This is a genomic window from Serratia sp. L9, from assembly GCF_050632285.1.
Lineage (GTDB): Bacteria > Pseudomonadota > Gammaproteobacteria > Enterobacterales > Enterobacteriaceae > Chania.
The window spans coordinates 4,833,337-4,852,054 of record NZ_CP192591.1; the positions used below are offsets into that span (position 1 = coordinate 4,833,337).

The window sequence follows — 18,718 nt, forward strand, 5'->3', positions numbered from 1 at the left end:
CGGGTCAATCGGTGGCGAGGCAAGACATGAGGGGCGCATTGCCGGCCCCTTATCAAGCGGGGATCAGCCGAAGATACCGCCAAACCACTGGCTCAGCTTCATCATGACAAAATCCCATATGCGGCTGAAGAAGTTCCCTTCTTTCACTTCCTGCATCACCACCAGCGGGTGTTGTTCGATGGTTTTGCCCTCCAACTGATAATCGATGGTGCCGACCACCTGATTTTTCGCCAATGGGGCTTCCAGCGTCGGTTGATTAAGCTTATAGCTGGCTTTCAGGTTCTTCATCTGCCCTTTAGGAATGGTGATAGCGGCATCTTTGGCGACGCCGAGTGGCACTTCACTTACATCCCCAAACCAAACTTTCTGCGTGACAAACGCTTTGTCGGCCTTGATCGGCGTGGCGGTTTCAAAGAAACGGAACCCCCAGGTCAGCAACTTCTCGCTTTCGCTGAAACGAACACGATCGCTTGGCGCCCCCAGCACTACCGAAATCAGGCGCATTGGGCCATCGGTTGCCGAAGCCACCAGGTTATGCCCGGCACCGCTGGTGTAACCGGTCTTGATACCATCCACGTTCAGGTTGGTGCTCCACAGCAAGCGGTTACGATTTATCTGGCGGATTTTGTTGAAGGTGAACTCTTTCTCTTTATGCAGGGCATATTCTTCCGGTACGTCGCGGATGAGCGCCTGGCTCAGCAATGCCATATCGCGCGCAGTGCTGTATTGCCCTTCAGCATCCAGCCCATGTACGGTCAGGAAATGAGTATTTTGCAGGCCGAGGGAGCTGGCATAGTTATTCATCAACCCAACAAACGAGTCCTGGCTACCCGCCACGAAATCCGCCAACGCAATGCTGGCATCATTGCCTGATTGAATAACGATGCCTTTGTTCAATTCAGATACCGGCACCTGGTCACCCGGTTTGATAAACATCAACGACGAACCGCGTAGCACCGGGTTGCCGGTCGCCCAGGCATCTTTGCCTACGGTAACCAGATCGTCCGGCTTGATTTTGCCGGCTTTCATCGCCTGGCCGATCACATAGCTGGACATGATTTTTGTCAGGCTGGCGGGATCCAGGCGCGTATCTTCATTGCCTTGCGTCAGGATCTTGCCGCTGTTGTAGTCCATCAACACGTAGGCTTTGGCATCAATTTGTGGTGCGGCCGGGGCTTCAGCTGCCTGCACAGCAGGAACAACCAATAACATGACGCCTACACCGAGGGTCAGTTTACGAAAAGAGGTAGAAAAGTTTTTATTCATCATGACGTCGCCAGAGTGTCCATTCAACCCATTGAAATAGTGTTAACTTTCAAACATGTTCACGTTTTCAGCCAACCAGCGAGAGAGGCCGGAACAGCACTGCCAACCGCGAAATACTTTGCAGCTCCCATTTGGGTCAGCGCAGCACCAAAAATGCCCTCGTTGTGAGTTTATTAGATTGCTCTTCTTTTTGCAGGGTTTGGCCTGATTTTTCTGCACTTTTACATAACTGTACGTAATTACGCAGGTATTGTTCAGAAATCATGCCGTTCACTGTCATTTTGTCTTACCCCGCCAGTTTTAGCATGCAAACCGTCAACAAACCGTCTCAGCAATGTCATCAAAGTTTCTTATCATCTGCGACCACAGCTAGGGTATTTACCCCATTTCGTTCCTTGCCGGAGAAAAATTGATGGACTTAGCCCTGTTCGATCTGGATGAAACGCTGATTGATGATGACAGTGCCAGCCTGTGGATCCGCTGGCTGGTGGCCGAAGGCTTTGTTCCCGCAGACCTGGAACAGCAGGAGCAGGTGTTGATGCAATCTTATTACCAGGGAACCTTGTCGATGGAGGATTACATGCGGGCAACGTTGGCGCCGCTGGCTGGGTTAAGCACGCAAACAGTGGCCGGTTGGGTAGAGCGGTATATTCGCCGGGATATTCTGCCACGGGTTTACCCAGCGGCACGCGAACGAATGTTATGGCACCGTGAACGGGGTGACTGCATTGTGGTGATTTCCGCCACAGGTGAGCACCTGGTTGCCCCCATCGCACAACTATTGGGAGCTGATGACGCCCTGGCTATTGGCGTCGAAGTGGCCGATGGCCGTTTTACCGGCAACACTTACGGCACCATGACCTATCAACAGGGCAAAGTAATACGCTTGCGCCAATGGCTGCAACAACACCCGGAACTGAAATTCGCTTACAGCCACGGCTACAGCGATTCCATTAACGATAAAGCGATGCTGGAATATGTAGACAGTGCCAGTGTAATCAACCCCGATCGCGATTTAACCGCCTTGGCCGCACTGCATGGCTGGGAAGTGTGCCGCTGGGAGCGCTGATGTCATTGTGGGTGACAAAGGGAATTTTCTAGCGTAGGTATTAAGGCGACTTTTATCAAACTTGTGAAGGGGCGTTTTATGTTGACTATTTGGGGCCGTGAGAACTCGAATAACGTAAAGAAAGCACTTTGGTGTGCTGCCGAGCTGGGGCTGAATTTCACCCATATCAATGCGGGTGGCGCTTACGGCAAAGTTAACGAAGAGCCTTTCCGTTCACTCAATCCCAACGGTCTGGTGCCGCTGTTGCAAGACGGCGATTTTGTGCTGTGGGAATCCAACACCATCGTCCGTTATCTGGCAGCAAAATTTGGCCAATCACCTTTTTATCAGCAGGATCTCCAGGCTCGCGCTGCGGCTGAAAAATGGATGGATTGGCAAACCGCTACCATTACAGGCTCTTTCCGTCACATATTCTGGGGCATGGTGCGTACCGCGCCAGAACAACGGGACATGGCGCTGATCGAAACTGCCATTGGCGAAATGGAACAACACCTCAATATCGTCGAACAAACCCTGGCAAAACAACCCTATCTCTCCGGGGAAGAGTTTGGTATCGGGGATATCCCGCTGGGCAGTTTTATTTATGCCTGGTTTGAAATGCCCATCAAGCGCCAACCGCGCCCACATCTGGAGCGCTGGTATCAACGGCTTTGTGCACGCCCCGCCTACCAAAAAGCGATAATGATCCCACTGACCTGATGCCATAAGGGGCGCTAAGAGCGCCCCACCCGCAACAGCTTGCCATTACTGTCATCGGTCAGCAGATAAACGTAACCATCTGGCCCAACGCGAACGTCACGAATACGCTCATTGCGATCGCCCAATAAGCGTTCCTCTGCCACCACCTTGTCACCTTCCAACCTCAGGCGAATCAATTCGCGTTGAGCCAAGGCGCCAATAAACAGTGAGTGCTGCCATTGTGGGAAGCGTTTGGCGTCGTAAAATGCCATGCCGCTGATCCCTGGCGAAACTTTCCAATAATGCAGAGGCTGCTCCGTCCCCGGCACAATTTGCCCCTTAGCTTCAGGAATGGCTAACCCAGAATAATTGACCCCATAAGTGGCTATTGGCCAGCCATAATTCTTGCCCGCCTGCGGGAGGTTGATTTCATCACCGCCGCGCGGGCCGTGCTCGTGTTGCCATATCGCCCCACTCCAGGGGTTCAGCGCCAACCCTTGCGGATTGCGATGCCCATATGACCAGATCTCTGGCCGCTTGTCCTGCTGGCCAACAAACGGATTATCGGCAGGCACTTCACCTTCTGGCGTCAAACGAACTATTTTACCTTGCAGTTTATCCATCTCCTGCGCCGTGGGCCGTTGGTTATTTTCACCCAGGGTAATAAACAGATAGCCCTGGCCATCAAAGGCCAGCTTGGAACCAAAATGATTGCCCGTGGATAATTTAGGCTCCTGGCGGAAAATTACGCGGAAATCCTCCAATCGTTTATGGTCTGGGCTCAAACGCCCAAAACCGACGGCAGTGCCGGCTTTCCCCTTATCCCCCGCCTCTGCAAAGCTCAGGTAAACTCGGCGGCTGGTGGCAAAATCCGGCGCCAGCACCACATCCAGTAGCCCTCCCTGCCCCTGAGCATAGACCTTGGGCACCCCCGTTATCGGTTCGGAAAGCCCACGGGTTTGCTGCCAGAACCGTAAACGGCCAGGGCGTTCAGTGATCAGCATGCCTTGTTCATCCGGCAAGATGGCCAACGACCAAGGGTGATCAAGGTTATCTTGCAGCTCTGTTACTGTCACTGCCGCCTGTAACAGGCCACAACTCGACAGCAGCAAGCTCGCTATCAATAAATGACGCAGCATGTTTCCTCCTGAAATCAATAAAGGCATACCAAGTTTAGCGTAGCGTCAAGAACCTGCGCTTTAATCGAAATTTCAATATGTTGCATTTTTATTTTACTGTGCTTAAGTTAGTGGATGGACTGAGGAGAAACCATGAAAATCACCGTGACAGATGCTCTAATGGCAGAAGATACCGAAGAAATCCGCAACCACCTGAAGGCCAACAACCGTAAATTCGTTGGCGAGATCCTGAATAAAGATATTGGTGTATTTGCCTTGGATGATAGCGGCAATAAAATTGCCGGGTTGACCGGTAGCACCGTAGGAAACTGGTTAAGTATTGATCTGTTATGGGTTTCTGAGGCGCTGCGTGGTGAAGGGGTTGGCAGTAAGCTGATGAAAACGGCAGAGCAACAGGCTGTTGCTTCTGGATGCCGTTTCGCTCGGGTTGATACCTTCAGCTTCCAGGCGCGGCCATTTTACGAAAAACTGGGTTATCAGTTGCAGATGACGCTGCAAAATTATCCGCTAGAGCATGAACGTTATTTCCTCACTAAAATACTCACCGACTGACAGGTAACGCAATGGAAACCCAAGCAATGGTAGTCAACAGCGTGGCATACAGGGCTGGTAAACGGCTCAGTGATGTCACGATTGATGATATCAGTGAAGTGGTTAAAGAGCCGGATACCTTTGTATGGCTGGGACTGTGGCAGCCGGAAAATGCCTTTATGCGCAAGATCCAGGAGGAGTTTGGCCTGCACGATCTGGCAATCGAAGATGCGTTGTGCGCCCACCAACGGCCTAAAATAGAAACCTATGGTGACTCGCTGTTTATCGTTGTAAAAACCGCGCAATGGGTCAATGAAGAAGTCGAATACGGCGAAACGCACTTTTTTGTTGGCAAAAACTTTCTGATCAGCGTGCGCCATGGCGCCTCTTCCAGCTATGCTCCAATCCGTGCCAAGGTAGAGGAAAACCCTAAACAATTGTGCTACGGGCCAGGTTTTGCGCTGTATGCGGTGCTGGATTTTATCGTCGATAATTACCGCCATATTGTTAGCAAATTCGAAACGATGATCGAAGGCATCGAATCCAACATGTTCCGTTCGGAATTTGACGAAACCGCCATTGAAAACGTCTACAGCCTGCGCCGTCACCTGCTCGGCCTGCGCAATGCCGCGCTACCGATGGACGAGATCTGCAATCAGCTTATCCATCTGCACGAAGACGTGATCCCCAAGGAACTGCGCGCCTATGTACGTGACGTGCAGGATCACGCCCGGCAGGTGGCCAGCACCCTTGATGATATGCGTGAAATGCTGACCAACGCCATGCACGTCAATTTGGCGCTGGTTACGGTTAAGCAAAACGAAGTGGTGAAGCGGCTGGCCGGTTGGGGGGCAATATTAGCCATCCCGACGGTGATCTTCAGCTTGTATGGGATGAACTTTGCCGATATGCCAGAACTGAAGTTCCCTTGGGCCTACCATGCCACACTGGGGGTCACGGTTGCCGGGTGCTTCTTCCTCTACCAAAAACTCAAGCGCTCCGGGTGGTTATAGCTCACCATCAACCAGCCCTGTAATAACGGGCAAGGATTGCCAGTTAAACCATAAAGAGCCCAATAAATCAGCATCCGGTCTGTTGATATGCTCCCTTTATCTTTGGGTAAACAACGCCTGCCTGAATATCCCGGCACAGCGGGTCGCCCGAGGGCTGGACAGGATAGTAGTAAATCGTGGATATCCACTGGTTCCTGTCTCTGGACGATGCGCGGGAAAGCTGGAGCGCGGGCGAATGGAATATCATTATGAGAGAACACATTCATCATTAAATAACATGACTCCGGCTGAATTTATCCGGAGTCTCAGAAAAGACGAAGATCTCCAGTTTTGGCTTGCACTGAATTTTGACTACGGTCATATATGGGAAGATCGTTAAAAGTGAATAGTTCTTTTAAGCGGAACACTTACGCCAAGAGCTATTTCATCAGCCGCAAAATGCAGTCGCATTTGACCATGTAGTCCCTCCAGTTTTTAGTACCACCGCCAATGAGGGTCTCCGGCCAGTTTTTGCCTCGCATAGATAACCGGTGGCATATCACCCAGTGAGCTATGCGGGCGTTCCTCGTTATATTCTGTGCGCCAGTCTTCTGTTAGTTCACGTACTTCAGACAATGTTCTGAACAGATACATATCAAGTATTTCTGTTCGCAACGTTTTGTTAAATCGCTCGATAAATCCGTTCTGCATCGGCTTTCCGGGCTGAATAAAATCGAGTATCACTCCATGCATCTCTGCCCACTCGGATAAGGCCGCGGCAGTGAGTTCTGGCCCGTTATCACTTCGTATATAAGTCGGGTAGCCGCGTTCTGCACTTAATCGCTCCAGAATGCGCACAACACGATGGGCCGGTATATTCAAGTCAACTTCGATTGCCAGTGCTTCCCGGTTAAAGTCATCAACTACGTTAAATAACCGGAATCGCCGCCCGTCGCTCAAGGCATCACTCATAAAATCAACTGACCAACAGTGGTTCATTTTATGTGGAATAACCAACGGCTGTGGATGCCTGTTCGGTAAGCGTTTTTTCCTTTGCGTCGGAAGTTGAGTTTTAACAATCGATAGATCCGGTAAACCCGCTTTGCATTCCACAGTAATCCTGCTTGGCGTAACTTATTGAACATAAGTCCAAAACCATAGGCCGGATACTGATGTGCCAGTTTTTGTAGCGCCTCGACCACAGGCAGATCCCGTACTGTGTTCGGGCAATAATGCAACAGGCTTCGACTGATACCGATAATCCGGCACCCGCGTCGTTCGCTGGCCTGATGTTCCGTCATGACGTAACGCACCAACTCACGCTTTTCGGGTACCGTTAAAGTTTTTTGAAACAACATCCTTAAGAATTTCATGATCTAAGCTCAAGGAAGCATACATCTGCTTTAACCGACGGTTTTCCTCTTCCAGCTCTTTCATTCGTTTGATATCAGAGGACTCCATGCCGCCGTATTTAGATTTCCAGTTGTAATAGCTGGCTTCCGACACACCGTTTTCACGGCACACATCCTTCACATGCCGACCCCCTTCAACTTCTTTCAGGACCCTCAGGATCTGAGTTTCAGTGAAACGCGCTTTCTTCATGATGAGCCTCCGTTGGTTGTATTTTAACCAGAGAACTCCATTAAGCGGTAAGACTAAATTCAGGGGGACTACACCAGCATCATACCTGCCAGTAATCTTTTCAATTTCTTGTATCGGACGATCTTGCAATATGATGCTATGTTCTTGCTGGTGAAATGACCGGTTTAAATAGGGACGATTGTGAAATACCAATATATTGGTGAACTTGTCCGTTCTTAAAATGGATTGTTTGGTTTTTTCACTCAATGGATACATGGCGTTAATGTTTAAATAAAAATACAACCGCAGCATGAATATAATAACAACATTTTGATGCTGGATTCCAAAACTGAACCTATGTATTATAAATTTTTCTGTACTTAATGTAAGGGATCTACATGGCTAATATAATTTACGGAACCATCAAGGGTGACAAGCAAGGGTTGATCTCTGCGGGGTGCTCAACTCCTGATTCAATAGGAAATAAGTACCAAAAGGGGCATGAAGATCAGATCCTTGTCCTTGAATTGCTTAATCTTATGACACGTGAAAGCAACGTTCAGCTCCACCCTCTCCAAATCAGAAAGCCCATAGATAAATCAACCCCGCTCTTAGCTTTAGCAATGAACCAAAATGAGCGGCTGACGTGCGAGTTCGTATTTTATAGAATGAATCCTTCTGGTGGCCTTGAGATCTTCTTCAAAATAAAACTGACTGGTGCAACGTTAAGCGAAATTAGAATGTTTAGTCCTAACTCATTGACACACAATGAGATTCAATCTGATGAAAGCATTTCCTTCAAATACGAATCCATAACTTGGGAACATGTTATGGCTGGAACAAGTGCATATAGTATCTGGGATGATAGGGTGTATTAATCATGGGAACTACTGCAATAGCTCATCTAAAGTATGATTTAGATAGGCATGCTACTGACCTAAGACGTATTGCTACATTAGCTTCTGCTTACTTTATGCCTGATTATCAGACAAGAAGAGAATATCTCAGACAAGTTGAGGAGTTTATAAACAACATCAATCGTAAATTTAAAAATACATTTGATGTAAACGAACGAATGAGACTAATCTATGAAATGCGTGCTGAAAGTGAATTAGCAAGTCAAGAATATCAGATTTTAAGACAAGGTAATTATACAAAATATCTTATTACCGATATATATGAAGATCAGGGAGTGGTTAAGTATGCCAAAATAGGCTGGGGAGTTGTCACTGGTACAGGTCAAGCTGTGGGCGGTGCATTGATGGCCAACCTTGGCCGCAAACTTCATTCAAGAAAATTGAAAGGTTATGGTGCTATATTATTTGCTTATGGTCTAAACAATGCATATGAGTCTATATCTCCTCTTATTTATGAACATGAGCATGAAGACTCTGGTTTACTCAGAGATGCTTATAGAAAAGGAGCTAAATTAGCTGGCTTGGACCAAAAATATGGTGACTTAGCTTATAGCACTGTTGATTTCGCTATAACTGCTTATGCTGGGTATCGTGGCTTAGTTTTAAAGAGCAATGCTAATAGACTCGCGACAAGTGGATTGTTTGAAAAACCCGGTACTGGCATGCTATTCAATAATCTTAAACCTGATTATGGAACCAAGTGGGATACTAAAGGTGTTCCAATGAGAATTTTCATGGTAGGTACATCCATCGTTAAAGCTAAGATTCTTTTTGTCGATGGTACATATGAACTAAATGATGAATGAAAAATTCATTTATCATTGTATTCTACTTTTGGTGGTGAAACTCGATATAAAAACATAAGAAGTCTAAGTCTCACCAATTTTGCGGTTAGCAGAAGACCTAGTTTCATTCCTCTGCTATTAATCCAGATATAGATAGAGATAAAAAGAATAAATGATATCAAATAGAAAACAGCCTGATTTACATTCTCACTAAAGAAGTAAGATCCGAACATCATTACAAAAAAAACAGGGGAAAGAAATATCATATTGCCACCGCATAGCTCAGCAACTACCAGGATGTAGTATTTCAGTGACTCATCATCTGTCACTTTCACTCCTTTTCCATATGTATCATTTTTTCTATCCCTATATTGGTTTTTTAATTTTAAAAGTTCTCGATATGTAAATCCATTTTTCAAAATAAGCCTTTTAATTTTCATATCTGTATTATTCTATTATTGTTAATGATAACCTATTCTAACCCATCCCATTACTACTGGACAAGCAAAACCTTATGCCTTTAATTAACCTAATTACTCCGTACCGCGATACTATACTAATACAGCCTATACCATCGTTATAAAGACAGGTATAGACGCTTATACTGACTATACAACATCACAAGTATTGAAATACTTCGATTTTTAACTATTACGATTAAATTGCTATTAATACAAAAAATATGTCATTTTTTACTTGAATAGGTAATCCCTTGTACTTTTCGGTTAGGTAATAAAAATCCGATCCGCTATTATTTCACTAACTAAAGACCAGTGACCTTAGCACCATTTGTATATGCTGATAGTATTTTCATTACAGGACAAAGAAGTCATATTATTTTCATAAAGGAGTCTTAAAAGATCATTATCAAATAAACGAATTTAAATATAAATTACTAATATATCTGACAATACCATATTATATAACAGCAATATTATACCTGTTAGTAATCAGATTATATAATTAAAAGGTAGTTTACATCTACTGGGGTTTTACTTTCATTAATTGATTCATAGCTGTAGATTCATAATGAAGAGATTTAATATTTGAGTAATCAACATTCGTGATTGAGAATACTCAACACTTCGTGTTTCAATCAAACTGTCAAGTTATAATTTAAATTTCTTCATACGTTTTGCTTCGTAAAATTTTTCAGAAATTATAAATTAAATCAGTGATTACTATTGAAAGGATTTAATATACTTTATAATCCATTTTCGAGGTTTTCTGAGAACATCCCCCCACAGGGGGATAGAAAATTAATTTTGTCGATGGTATCTATCGAACATTTTATGTAGTGAACTTTGGACGGATCTATATTGTATAAATCGTTCAAACGGAAGCGAGTTGCCCGTTTTCTCCCTATCACTGTTCTCTTGCAACGGTCGCGATTTTAATCGCACTTCATGTTTCAGCTACATAAACAACTAAAAAATGTGTCTTCAAAATTTGGACGGATCTATATTGTACAAATTTATTCAACTCCCTTTCGCATGGTCAGGTGTGAACCTAATATGTCTATCAAGGAATCCATCTGCTAAGAATTCTTTATTGTGCCGCATTGCCGTGGTTCGTGTGACTGCATATAGCTTTTATACCGCATTGGAATGGATGCTTACCACAACTTTTTATATTAACGGGCTTTCCTTCCTTATGACGTTCGACTAAGACTTTAACATTGCTAATCGTGCGACTCTGCTTAGTTTTGCTTTCTTCATTTGAATGACTGAACATGAGAATCGATATCATCAATTCAGTAGGGTTTTGATTTACTGACTCCAGAGTAAAACTACGCTTATCCATTCCCATCACCAGCGTTAGCCCAAGCTCAAGAATTTCAATAAACAATTTTTGAGCAGTAGTGACATCCTGACGTGTAAGACGATCCAGATGCTCAACATACAGCCAGCTATCAGCAGGTATAGCTCCCTGTCTTACCGCATCAATAAAATCACCAAGCTTACCTGACTTAGTGTTTTTGCCGCGAAAAGCACTCACCCCAGGATCTATGATTTCAATGAGTTCCAAGTCATTCATCAAAGCGAACGCCTTCGCACTCTCCATCTGCCTCTTAAGGGTCGTTCCCTTCGCCTGACGCTCAGATGGCCAGCGGATATAGCTGTATAACTTGGGCATGTGTATACTCTCCAAATTCTCAATAACATATTGTACAAAAATGGCTAAGATTGGATTTTTATCATTAGGGTGCCCGAAAAACCTGGTTGATTCTGAACGGATCCTGACTGAACTGCGTAACGAAGGCTACCAGGTAGTGCCACGCTATGATGACGCTGAACTGGTGATCGTTAACACCTGCGGTTTTATCGACAGTGCCGTGCAAGAATCACTGGAAGCGATCGGTGAAGCATTGAACGAGAACGGCAAGGTGATTGTGACCGGCTGTCTGGGCGCAAAAGAAAACCAGATCCGTGAAGTGCACCCAAAGGTTTTGGAAATTACCGGGCCGCACAGCTACGAGCAGGTTTTATCCCATGTTCACCAATATGTGCCGAAGCCGGAACATAACCCGTTTACCAGCCTGACCCCGGCGCAAGGTGTGAAGCTGACGCCAAAACATTACGCCTACCTGAAAATTTCCGAAGGCTGTAACCACCGTTGCACCTTCTGCATCATCCCGTCCATGCGTGGCGATTTAGACAGCCGCCCGATCGGTTCCGTGCTGGATGAAGCCAAACGCCTGGTGGAATCCGGGGTGAAAGAGCTGCTGGTGATTTCGCAAGATACCTCGGCCTATGGCGTTGACGTCAAGCACCGCACCGGTTTCTGGAACGGCCAGCCGGTGAAAACCAGCATGGTCAGCCTGTGCGAACAGCTTTCCAGCCTCGGCGCCTGGGTTCGTCTGCACTACGTTTACCCGTATCCGCACGTAGATGATGTGATCCCGCTGATGGCAGAAGGCAAAATCCTGCCTTATCTGGATATCCCGCTGCAGCATGCCAGCCCAAAAATCCTCAAGCTGATGAAACGCCCCGGCGCGGTTGAACGTACTTTGGAGCGCATCAAACGCTGGCGTGAAATCTGCCCAGACCTGACGCTGCGCTCGACCTTTATCGTTGGCTTCCCTGGGGAAACCGAAGAAGACTTCCAGATGTTGCTCGACTTCCTGAAAGAAGCCAAGCTGGATCGCGTTGGCTGCTTTAAATTCAGCCCGGTTGAAGGCGCCACAGCCAATGATTTGCCCGACCCAGTGCCAGAAGAAGTGAAAGAAGAACGCTTCCACCGCTTTATGCAATTGCAGCAGCAAATCTCTGCCCAACGCTTGCAGGACAAGATCGGCCGTGAAGTGCTGGTACTGATCGACGAAGTGGATGATGAAGGCGCGATTGGCCGCAGCATGGCCGATGCACCGGAAATCGACGGCGCAGTCTACCTGAATGGCGAAGCCAATGTAAAAGTGGGTGATGTGGTCAAAGTGAAGATTGAGAACGCCGACGAGTACGATCTCTGGGGTTCGAAAGTCTGATTGCCATTATCATGAAAACCACCAAGGGGTTAGCAGCAATGCTAGCCCCTTGTTTTATCTCAGAACGGCCATTAACCAAGCGGCATCCGCGCCGGATCAGGATATTGGTATTCAAACCCCAGTTCGCTGCAAATGCGGCTGCCGTCCACCAGCCGCCCTTCCTGCTCATCGTCCTGGGCAAACTGTGGCGGTTGCAGGTGCAGTTGCTCGGCCAATGCTGGATAAAACTCACGTTTAGCCGGGTGCTTTGGCGCACAAAGATTATAAACGTGCCCGCTTTTCGGTAACTTCAGCAACAGCTGAATGGCCGCAATCACGTCTTCCTGATGCACCAGGTTGACCCCTTGCGAACCACCTTTGACGTCAACTTTACCGGCCAGGAACCGGCCCGGATGGCGTTCTGCCCCCACCAGCCCTGCCAAGCGTAAAATATCGACGGAGGTATTCGGCAATTTATGCAGCCAGAGTTCCAGCTCAGCCAGCACCCTTCCTGCAGCCGTCACCGGTTTGAGCGGTGAATCTTCCCGCACAATACCGGTGGTTTCGCCATAAACCGAGATCGAACTGGTAAAAATGATATGAGGCACACCGAAGGCCATCGCACTGTCTACCAGCATCCGCACCGCATCAAAGTAGCTTTCGCTGCCCTCAACGGTGCGGCTGGCTGGCAGGGTGATCACCAACGCATCCGCATATAACAGCTGCTCCAGATCGCCAGCTTCACAAATCAGTTCTGGCGTCATTTCAAGCTGATAACATTCGATGCCACTCATGCGTGCGGCCTCTACACCGTCTGGCGTAGTTTTACTGCCGACCACTTCATACCCGCGGCTCAATAACGATAAAGCCAGCGGCATCCCTAACCAACCCAGGCCAATAATGGCGACTTTTTTCATCAGCTTCCTCTCAAGAAGATCGCAGCGTTTAGCCATCTAAGGCTACCCCACCGCGCAGGTGGATTCAACTCGGGGCAAAACCACGTTCAGCTAATAATTCGCACCGTTTCAATAAATTAAATTTATAACCACAAAAAAGGGTTGCATGTTATACAGAGGATAGTTTAGCTTAATCAGCAACTCAGCACTGGCTGGTTCAATTTAAAGAGAAATATCATGACACGCGTTCAGTTCAACCACCATCATCACCATCACCCTGACTAGTCTTTCAGGCGATGTGTGCTGGAAGACGATTCTCGAATCTTCCAGTGGCGCGTAGAACGTATAAACGCAAGAGAAAGCCCTCGGAAGATATCTTCCGAGGGTTTTTTTGGCTTCGGACAGACAGAAAAATAGTTTTTTATAATAAATTCATAAAATTACAGATTAAACAGAGGTTACCATGTTGGATAAAACACGTTTACGTATCGCGATGCAGAAATCAGGCCGCCTGAGTGAAGACTCTCAGGAACTGCTGGCCCGCTGCGGTATCAAGATCAACTTGCAACAGCAACGCCTGATTGCCTTTGCCGAGAATATGCCGATTGATATCCTGCGCGTTCGTGACGACGATATCCCAGGCCTGGTGATGGATGGTGTGGTCGATCTCGGCATTATCGGTGAGAACGTGCTGGAAGAAGAGTTGCTTAACCGGCGCGCCCAGGGTGAAGATCCGCGTTACTTCACGCTGCGCCGTCTGGACTTTGGCTCTTGCCGCCTGTCGCTGGCCACCGCGCTGGATAGCGAATATTCCGGCCCGCAAAGCCTGCAAAACTCCCGCATCGCTACCTCATACCCGCACCTCCTTAAGCAATATCTCGACAAACAAGGCGTTCGTTTTAAATCCTGCCTGTTGAACGGCTCGGTGGAAGTCGCACCACGTGCTGGCCTGGCGGACGCGATCTGCGATCTGGTTTCTACCGGTGCCACCCTGGAAGCTAACGGCCTGCGTGAAGTGGAAGTGATTTACCGCTCCAAAGCCTGCCTGATCCAGCGTGACGGTGAAATGTCGGAAGCCAAACAGCAGTTGATCGACCGCCTGATGACACGTATCCAAGGGGTGATCCAGGCCCGGGAATCCAAATACATCATGCTGCACGCACCAAGCGAACGTCTGGACGAAATCATTGCGCTGTTGCCGGGTGCCGAGCGGCCAACCATTCTGCCGCTGGCGGGTTCACAGAACCGCGTGGCCATGCACATGGTCAGCAGCGAAACCCTGTTCTGGGAAACCATGGAAAAACTGAAAGGTCTGGGTGCCAGCTCCATTCTGGTCCTGCCTATTGAGAAGATGATGGAGTAACGCCATGCCGAACTTCAATACCGTCGTCAATTGGGCCAACTGCAGCGCAGAACAGCGCGTTGAGTTGCTGATGCGCCCGGCCATTTCCGCCTCGGAAAGCATCACCCGCACGGTGCGCGAAATCCTTGATAACGTGAAAGCCAATGGCGACAGCGCCCTGCGTGAATACAGCGCCAGGTTTGATAAGACCGAAGTTGGCGCATTACGCGTAACCACTGAGCAGATTGAGCAGGCAAGTGCCCGTCTGGGGGATGAGATCAAACAGGCGATGGCCGTGGCCGTGGCCAACGTGGAAACCTTCCACAATGCGCAAAAACTGCCAGCGGTAGATATCGAAACCCTGCCGGGGGTACGCTGCCAGCAGGTGACCCGCCCGATCGATTCGGTGGGGTTGTATATTCCAGGCGGTTCCGCACCGCTGTTTTCGACGGTATTGATGCTTGCCACACCGGCGCGCATTGCCGGTTGCCGCCGCGTGGTTCTGTGCTCGCCGCCCCCATTGCCGACGAGATCTTTTATGCTGCCAAACTTTGTGGCGTGCAGGAAGTCTTCCAGGTTGGCGGTGCGCAGGCGATTGCCGCTATGGCGTTTGGCACCGGTTCGGTGCCGCGGGTTGATAAAATCTTCGGCCCTGGTAATGCGTTTGTTACCGAAGCTAAACGTCAGATCAGCCAGCGTCTGGACGGCGCTGCCATCGATATGCCTGCTGGCCCTTCCGAAGTGCTGGTGATTGCCGATAGCGGCGCTACCCCGGCGTTTGTCGCTTCCGATTTACTTTCTCAGGCTGAACATGGCCCGGACTCACAGGTTATTCTGTTAACCCCGGACGCCGAAATGGCAGCAGCGGTGGCCGTGGCCGTCGAGCAACAGTTGGCCCAGTTGCCACGCGCAGAAACCGCCCGCCAGGCGTTAGCCAGTAGCCGCCTGATCGTGGCGCGTGACCTGGCGGAATGCGTGGCCATCAGCAACCAGTACGGCCCTGAGCACCTGATTATTCAGACTCGCAGCGCGCGCGATCTGGTAGACAGCATCACCAGCGCCGGTTCGGTGTTCCTCGGTGACTGGTCGCCGGAATCGGCCGGGGATTATGCCTCCGGCACCAACCACGTGCTACCCACCTATGGTTATACCGCCACCTGCTCAAGCCTTGGGCTGGCGGATTTCCAAAAGCGCATGACAGTGCAGGAACTGACGCCGCAAGGCTTTATGGCTCTGGCCTCCACCATTGAAACCCTGGCAGCCGCCGAGCAATTGATCGCCCACAAGAACGCCGTGACTTTACGTGTCGCCGCGCTAAAGGAGCAAGCATGAGCATTGAAGAATTAGCGCGCAAAAACGTGCGCGAGCTGACCCCTATCAGTCGGCCCGCCGCCTGGGGGGCAAAGGTGACGTATGGCTCAATGCCAACGAATACCCGGTGGCGCCAGAGTTCCAGCTTACCGCCCAGACCTTCAACCGTTATCCGGAATGCCAACCGGCGCGGGTGATTGAGCGTTATGCCGATTATGCCGGTGTGAATAAAGACCAGGTGCTGGTCAGCCGTGGAGCAGATGAAGGTATCGAATTGCTGATCCGCGCTTTCTGCGAGCCGGGCAAGGATGCGATCCTGTTCTGCCCGCCAACCTATGGCATGTACGCCGTCAGTGCCGAGACTTTTGGCGTGGAGCGCCGCACCGTTGCCGCTAAAGAAGATTGGCAGCTCGATCTACCGGCGATTGCCGCCAGCCTGGAAAACGTCAAGCTTATCTACGCCTGCAGCCCGAATAACCCAACCGGCAACCTGCTGGATCCTGACGATCTGCGCAACCTGTTGGACATGGCCAAAGGCAAGGCAATCGTGGCCGTCGACGAAGCCTATATCGAATTCTGTCCGCAGGCTTCGGTTGCCGGTTGGCTGAGCGCTTATCCAAATCTGGTGGTGCTGCGCACCTTGTCGAAAGCCTTTGCGCTGGCAGGCCTGCGTTGCGGCTTTACCCTGGCCAATGAAGAAGTTATCACCCTGTTGCTGAAAGTGATTGCGCCTTACCCGCTCTCTACCCCGGTGGCTGATATTGCCGCCCAGGCCCTGAGTACCGAAGGTATCCGCGCAATGCGCCAGCGCGTTACCGAAATCGCCGCTAACCGCACCTGGTTACAACAGGCGCTGCAAAACTGTGCCTGCGTGGAACAGGTCTTCACCAGCGACAGCAACTACCTGCTGGTGCGCTTCACCGCTTCCAGTAATGTATTTAAAACCTTATGGGATCAGGGCATTATCTTGAGAGACCAAAATAAACAGCCTGGCCTTTCCGGTTGCCTGCGCATCACCATAGGCACCCGTAATGAATGCCAGCGCGTCGTTGACGCACTCGACACTTTGCCCGGCGCATAGGAGCCCACGTGAACCAGAAATTTCTTTTTATTGACCGTGACGGCACGCTGATTGCTGAGCCACCAGAAGATTTTCAGGTTGACCGCCTGGACAAACTGGCGCTAGAACCCGAGGTGATCCCTTCCCTGCTGGCCTTACAGCAGGCGGGTTTTACCCTGGTGATGATCACTAACCAGGACGGCCTCGGCACCGCCAGTTTCCCGCAGGAAACCTTCGACCCACCGCACCAATTGATGATGCAGATCCTCTGCTCGCAGGGCGTCAAGTTCGAAGATATCCTGATCTGTCCGCACAAACCGGAAGACTATTGCGAGTGCCGTAAACCGAAAATCGCCATGGTCAAAGGCTATCTGGAACCGGGCGTGATGGATACCGCCAACAGCTATGTGATTGGCGATCGCCAAACCGATATCCAACTGGCGAACAATATGGGCATTCAAGGCCTGTTGTACCAGCGCCAGACTCTGGGTTGGCAGCAGATCACCCAACAGTTGACCAAACGCGATCGCCACGCGCACGTTAAACGCGTCACCAAAGAAACGCAGATTGATGTCAACGTCTGGTTGGATCGCGAAGGCGGCAGCAAGATTAAGACCGGCGTCGGCTTCTTTGATCACATGCTGGACCAGATCGCTACCCATGGTGGCTTCCGTATGGATATTCAGGTCAATGGCGATCTGTATATCGACGATCACCACACGGTAGAAGACACCGCGCTGGCGCTGGGTGAAGCCCTGAATAAAGCCCTGGGCGACAAACGCGGCATCGAACGCTTCGGCTTCGTGCTGCCAATGGATGAATGCCTGGCACGTTGCGCAATGGACATCTCTGGCCGACCGCATCTGGAATACAAAGCAGAGTTCAATTATCAGCGTGTGGGGGATCTTAGCACCGAGATGGTTGAGCACTTCTTCCGTTCGCTGTCTTACACCATGGCCTGCACCCTGCACCTGAGAACCAAAGGCAAGAACGACCATCACCGCGTCGAAAGCCTGTTCAAAGTGTTTGGCCGCACACTGCGCCAGGCGATCCGCGTAGAGGGCAACACGCTGCCAAGCTCAAAAGGGGTGTTGTGATGAACGTGGTGATCCTGGACACCGGTTGCGCCAACCTGGCTTCTGTCACCTACGCGGTTCAACGGTTGGGCTATCAACCAGACGTGAGCCGCGATCCGGAGATAGTCCTGCGCGCCGATAAACTGTTCCTGCCAGGGGTGGGGACGGCCCAGGCGGCGATGGATCAGTTACAACAGCGCGAGCTGATTGACCTGATCAAAGCCTGCACCCAACCGGTGCTGGGCATCTGCCTTGGTATGCAGTTACTGGCTGAGAGCAGCGAAGAAAATGGGGGTATCAAGACGTTAGGGATTATCGATGCTCCAGTAAAACAGATGACCGACTTTGGCCTGCCCTTGCCGCATATGGGCTGGAACCAGGTAACAGCGCAAGCCGATAATCATCTGTTCCGCGGCATCGAGGATGGTGCTTACTTCTACTTCGTTCACAGCTATGCGATGTCAATATGTGCAAGCACCATCGCCCAGGCGAATTACGGCGAGCCCTTCACCGCCGCCGTACAAAAAGACAACTTCTTTGGCGTGCAGTTTCATCCAGAGCGATCTGGCAACGCCGGGGCGCAACTGTTGAAAAACTTTCTGGAGATGTAGG

Annotated in this window: 16 protein-coding genes, 3 pseudogenes and 1 other annotated feature; of the genes and pseudogenes, 13 read left to right on the top strand and 6 right to left on the bottom strand. The window is 49.5% G+C overall.

Going from position 1 to position 18,718, the window contains the following annotated elements; genetic code table 11:
* Window positions 1–63: 63 nt before the first annotated feature.
* Window positions 64–1,269: a serine hydrolase gene (locus ACQ86O_RS22955; protein WP_431223002.1), complete on the bottom strand. Its 1,206-nt coding sequence runs from the start codon at window positions 1,267–1,269 to the stop codon at window positions 64–66.
* A 409-nt stretch (window positions 1,270–1,678) separates the two neighbouring features.
* Between ACQ86O_RS22955 and ACQ86O_RS22960 the strand changes: the two genes are divergently transcribed.
* Window positions 1,679–2,335, top strand: coding sequence for an HAD family hydrolase (locus ACQ86O_RS22960; RefSeq protein WP_431223003.1), 657 nt, complete (start codon window positions 1,679–1,681; stop codon window positions 2,333–2,335).
* Window positions 2,336–2,413: 78 nt separating this feature from the next.
* Window positions 2,414–3,034 (top strand): glutathione S-transferase family protein, encoded by a 621-nt coding sequence (locus ACQ86O_RS22965; RefSeq protein WP_431223004.1) that lies wholly within the window; start codon window positions 2,414–2,416, stop codon window positions 3,032–3,034.
* A 14-nt stretch (window positions 3,035–3,048) separates the two neighbouring features.
* Here the strand turns inward: ACQ86O_RS22965 and ACQ86O_RS22970 are convergent, their stop codons facing one another.
* A complete protein-coding gene (locus ACQ86O_RS22970; protein ID WP_431223005.1) occupies window positions 3,049–4,152 on the bottom strand; it encodes a PQQ-dependent sugar dehydrogenase in 1,104 nt (367 codons plus the stop codon).
* A gap of 132 nt (window positions 4,153–4,284) precedes the next feature.
* Between ACQ86O_RS22970 and ACQ86O_RS22975 the strand changes: the two genes are divergently transcribed.
* Window positions 4,285–4,704, top strand: a complete 420-nt coding sequence (locus ACQ86O_RS22975; RefSeq protein WP_431223006.1) for a GNAT family N-acetyltransferase — start codon at window positions 4,285–4,287, stop codon at window positions 4,702–4,704.
* A gap of 11 nt (window positions 4,705–4,715) precedes the next feature.
* Window positions 4,716–5,696 carry a magnesium and cobalt transport protein CorA gene (locus ACQ86O_RS22980; protein WP_431223007.1) on the top strand — a complete coding sequence of 327 codons (981 nt, stop codon included), beginning with the start codon at window positions 4,716–4,718 and terminating at the stop codon, window positions 5,694–5,696.
* A 474-nt stretch (window positions 5,697–6,170) separates the two neighbouring features.
* On the opposite strand, the pseudogene ACQ86O_RS22985 reads toward ACQ86O_RS22980, so the two are convergent.
* Window positions 6,171–7,277, bottom strand: a pseudogene (locus tag ACQ86O_RS22985) (IS3 family transposase).
* A gap of 377 nt (window positions 7,278–7,654) precedes the next feature.
* Here ACQ86O_RS22985 and ACQ86O_RS22990 point away from each other — a divergent pair.
* The gene (locus ACQ86O_RS22990) at window positions 7,655–8,134 is read left to right on the top strand and encodes an Hcp family type VI secretion system effector (protein ID WP_431223008.1); all 480 of its coding nucleotides are present in this window, start codon (window positions 7,655–7,657) and stop codon (window positions 8,132–8,134) included.
* Window positions 8,135–8,136: 2 nt separating this feature from the next.
* Window positions 8,137–8,979, top strand: a complete 843-nt coding sequence (locus ACQ86O_RS22995; protein ID WP_431223009.1) for a DUF4225 domain-containing protein — start codon at window positions 8,137–8,139, stop codon at window positions 8,977–8,979.
* A 5-nt stretch (window positions 8,980–8,984) separates the two neighbouring features.
* On the opposite strand, the gene ACQ86O_RS23000 is transcribed toward ACQ86O_RS22995, so the two are convergent.
* Complete coding sequence (locus ACQ86O_RS23000; protein ID WP_141132717.1) at window positions 8,985–9,398, bottom strand: hypothetical protein; 414 nt, start codon at window positions 9,396–9,398, stop codon at window positions 8,985–8,987.
* Window positions 9,399–10,506: 1,108 nt separating this feature from the next.
* Window positions 10,507–11,094, bottom strand: coding sequence for a recombinase family protein (locus tag ACQ86O_RS23005; protein ID WP_431223010.1), 588 nt, complete (start codon window positions 11,092–11,094; stop codon window positions 10,507–10,509).
* 40 nt (window positions 11,095–11,134) lie between these two features.
* Here ACQ86O_RS23005 and rimO point away from each other — a divergent pair, with 40 nt between their 5' ends.
* Window positions 11,135–12,442: a 30S ribosomal protein S12 methylthiotransferase RimO gene (gene rimO / locus ACQ86O_RS23010; protein ID WP_431223011.1), complete on the top strand. Its 1,308-nt coding sequence runs from the start codon at window positions 11,135–11,137 to the stop codon at window positions 12,440–12,442.
* A gap of 71 nt (window positions 12,443–12,513) precedes the next feature.
* Here the strand turns inward: rimO and ACQ86O_RS23015 are convergent, their stop codons facing one another.
* Window positions 12,514–13,338: an SDR family oxidoreductase gene (locus tag ACQ86O_RS23015; RefSeq protein WP_431223012.1), complete on the bottom strand. Its 825-nt coding sequence runs from the start codon at window positions 13,336–13,338 to the stop codon at window positions 12,514–12,516.
* A gap of 216 nt (window positions 13,339–13,554) precedes the next feature.
* On the opposite strand from ACQ86O_RS23015, the gene hisL reads away from it, so the two are divergent.
* The 6 genes and pseudogenes from hisL (at window position 13,555) to hisH (ending at window position 18,717) form a co-directional block, all read left to right on the top strand.
* A complete protein-coding gene (gene hisL / locus ACQ86O_RS23020) occupies window positions 13,555–13,602 on the top strand; it encodes a his operon leader peptide (RefSeq protein ID WP_100396937.1) in 48 nt (15 codons plus the stop codon).
* Window positions 13,578–13,712 (top strand) — a sequence feature (His leader region). Its footprint overlaps the gene before it by 25 nt.
* Before the next feature lie 68 nt (window positions 13,713–13,780).
* Complete coding sequence (gene hisG, locus ACQ86O_RS23025) at window positions 13,781–14,680, top strand: ATP phosphoribosyltransferase (protein ID WP_431223013.1); 900 nt, start codon at window positions 13,781–13,783, stop codon at window positions 14,678–14,680.
* A 4-nt stretch (window positions 14,681–14,684) separates the two neighbouring features.
* A pseudogene (hisD, locus tag ACQ86O_RS23030) lies at window positions 14,685–15,991 on the top strand (histidinol dehydrogenase).
* Window positions 15,988–17,051 (top strand): annotated as a pseudogene (gene hisC / locus ACQ86O_RS23035) (histidinol-phosphate transaminase). The pseudogenes hisD and hisC overlap by 4 nt, the downstream one beginning before the upstream one ends.
* Before the next feature lie 8 nt (window positions 17,052–17,059).
* Complete coding sequence (gene hisB / locus ACQ86O_RS23040; RefSeq protein ID WP_431223014.1) at window positions 17,060–18,127, top strand: bifunctional histidinol-phosphatase/imidazoleglycerol-phosphate dehydratase HisB; 1,068 nt, start codon at window positions 17,060–17,062, stop codon at window positions 18,125–18,127.
* Entirely contained in the window at window positions 18,127–18,717 is a 591-nt protein-coding gene (gene hisH, locus ACQ86O_RS23045; RefSeq protein WP_431223015.1) for an imidazole glycerol phosphate synthase subunit HisH, read from the top strand. Before hisB ends, hisH begins: the two co-directional genes overlap by 1 nt.
* The last annotated feature ends 1 nt before the right edge of the window (window position 18,718 follow it).

Excerpts from the sequence above, each read along its gene's own strand:
- ACQ86O_RS22955 (WP_431223002.1), bottom strand. The coding sequence starts at position 1,269 with ATGATGAATAAAAACTTTTCTACCTCTTTTCGTAAACTGACCCTCGGT.
- ACQ86O_RS22960 (WP_431223003.1), top strand. The coding sequence starts at position 1,679 with ATGGACTTAGCCCTGTTCGATCTGGATGAAACGCTGATTGATGATGAC.
- ACQ86O_RS22965 (WP_431223004.1), top strand. The coding sequence starts at position 2,414 with ATGTTGACTATTTGGGGCCGTGAGAACTCGAATAACGTAAAGAAAGCA.
- ACQ86O_RS22970 (WP_431223005.1), bottom strand. The coding sequence starts at position 4,152 with ATGCTGCGTCATTTATTGATAGCGAGCTTGCTGCTGTCGAGTTGTGGC.
- ACQ86O_RS22975 (WP_431223006.1), top strand. The coding sequence starts at position 4,285 with ATGAAAATCACCGTGACAGATGCTCTAATGGCAGAAGATACCGAAGAA.
- ACQ86O_RS22980 (WP_431223007.1), top strand. The coding sequence starts at position 4,716 with ATGGAAACCCAAGCAATGGTAGTCAACAGCGTGGCATACAGGGCTGGT.
- ACQ86O_RS22990 (WP_431223008.1), top strand. The coding sequence starts at position 7,655 with ATGGCTAATATAATTTACGGAACCATCAAGGGTGACAAGCAAGGGTTG.
- ACQ86O_RS22995 (WP_431223009.1), top strand. The coding sequence starts at position 8,137 with ATGGGAACTACTGCAATAGCTCATCTAAAGTATGATTTAGATAGGCAT.
- ACQ86O_RS23000 (WP_141132717.1), bottom strand. The coding sequence starts at position 9,398 with ATGAAAATTAAAAGGCTTATTTTGAAAAATGGATTTACATATCGAGAA.
- ACQ86O_RS23005 (WP_431223010.1), bottom strand. The coding sequence starts at position 11,094 with ATGCCCAAGTTATACAGCTATATCCGCTGGCCATCTGAGCGTCAGGCG.
- rimO (WP_431223011.1), top strand. The coding sequence starts at position 11,135 with ATGGCTAAGATTGGATTTTTATCATTAGGGTGCCCGAAAAACCTGGTT.
- ACQ86O_RS23015 (WP_431223012.1), bottom strand. The coding sequence starts at position 13,338 with ATGAAAAAAGTCGCCATTATTGGCCTGGGTTGGTTAGGGATGCCGCTG.
- hisG (WP_431223013.1), top strand. The coding sequence starts at position 13,781 with ATGTTGGATAAAACACGTTTACGTATCGCGATGCAGAAATCAGGCCGC.
- hisH (WP_431223015.1), top strand. The coding sequence starts at position 18,127 with ATGAACGTGGTGATCCTGGACACCGGTTGCGCCAACCTGGCTTCTGTC.